The sequence below is a fragment of the Streptococcus sp. CM6 genome (assembly GCF_000526095.1).
Lineage (GTDB): Bacteria > Bacillota > Bacilli > Lactobacillales > Streptococcaceae > Streptococcus > Streptococcus oralis_BW.
This window is the reverse complement of record NZ_JATS01000027.1, coordinates 1-1,449: the sequence shown is the minus strand read 5'-3', so window position 1 is coordinate 1,449 and position 1,449 is coordinate 1. Positions and strand designations below refer to the sequence as shown.

1 protein-coding gene and 1 pseudogene are annotated in these 1,449 nt (G+C 35.1%); one reads left to right on the top strand and one right to left on the bottom strand.

The features are described 5' to 3' along the window. Nucleotides 1-36 precede the first annotated feature (36 nt). Nucleotides 37-1,065: pseudogene (locus tag HMPREF1516_RS09970) on the bottom strand (transposase). Between the two features lie 291 nt (nucleotides 1,066-1,356). On the opposite strand from HMPREF1516_RS09970, the gene HMPREF1516_RS10250 reads away from it, so the two are divergent. Beyond that, the coding region (locus tag HMPREF1516_RS10250; protein WP_156916955.1) for a putative cross-wall-targeting lipoprotein signal domain-containing proteiin at nucleotides 1,357-1,449 on the top strand (93 nt) is incomplete at its 3' end.

Genomic DNA, 1,449 nt, shown 5'->3' with positions numbered 1-1,449 from the left:
TAGGCTCATTGTCAACTGTAGTGGGTTGAAGAAAAGCTAAGCTCGAGAAAGGACAAATTTCGTCCTTTCTTTTTTGGTATTCAGAGTGATGAAAATTCGCTTCTTGAAGTTTTCAAAGTTCCGAAAACCAAAGGCATTGCGTTTGATAAGTTTGATGAGATTATTAGTCGCTTCCAATTTTGCGTTGGAATAGGATAACTGAAGGGCATTGACGATTTTCCCTTTGTCCTTTAGAAATGTTTTAAAGACAGTCTGAAAAAGAGAATGAACCTTCTTTATATTGTCTTCAATAAGTCCGAAAAATTTCTCTGGTTCCTTATTCTGAAAGTGAAAAAGCAAGAGTTGATAGAAATGATAGTGGTGTTTCAAGTCTTATGAATAGCTCAAAAGCTTGTCTAGAATTTCTCTATTCGTTAAGTGCACACGAAAAGCAGGGCGATAAAAACCCTTATCACTGAGTTTACGACTATCCTGTTGAATGAGCTTCCAGTAGCGCTTGATAGCTTGTGTTCTGCCCTCAAGAACAATGATGATATTGAGCTTTTCAAAATCTTGCGCAATGAAACTCATCTTTCCCTTAGTGAAGGCATACTCGTCCCAGGACATAATCTCAGGCAGACGAGAAAAATCATGCTTAAAACGGAAGTCATTGAGTTTGCGAATGACAGTTGAAGTTGAAATAGATAGCTGATGGGCAATATCAGTCATAGAAGTCTTTTCAATTAGCTTCTGGGCAATCTTTTGGTTGATGATACGAGGGATTTGGTGATTTTTCTTGACTATAGGAGTCTCAGTGACCATCATTTTAGAGCACTGATAGCACTTAAAACGGCGTTTTTTAAGGAGAATTCTAGTAGGCATACCAGTCGTTTCAAGGTAAGGGATTTTAGAAGGTTTTTGAAAGTCATATTTCTTCATTTGGCTTCAGCAATCAGGACAAAGTGGGGCATCATAATCCAACTTAGCGATGATTTCCTTGTGGGTATCCTTATTGATGATGTCTATAATTTGGATATTAGGGTCTTTGATATCGAGTAGTTTTGTGATAAAATGTAATTGTTCCATGTGGCTCTTTCTAATGATGGTTTGGTTGCTTTTCATTATAGGTCATATGGGACTTTTTTTCTACAACAAAATAGGCTCCATAATATCTATAGGGGATTTACCCACTACAAATATTATAGAGCCAAAATAAATTAAATTAAAAAGAAGATGGTGTGATCATCTTCTTTTTAATTTATAAACATGTGGATTTTTCTATAAATAGAGAGAAAAAAGAGTAAATATTTGCATCTTGCCTTGTAAAGTGCTATTATAAGAAGTAACGACTAAATTTAGATAAGGAAATGGCTTATAATGAAAAATAAAAAAGAAGTCTATGGATTTCGTAAAAGCAAGGTTGCCAAAACTTTGTGTGGTGCTATTTTAGGAACTGCTTTGATTACTTTT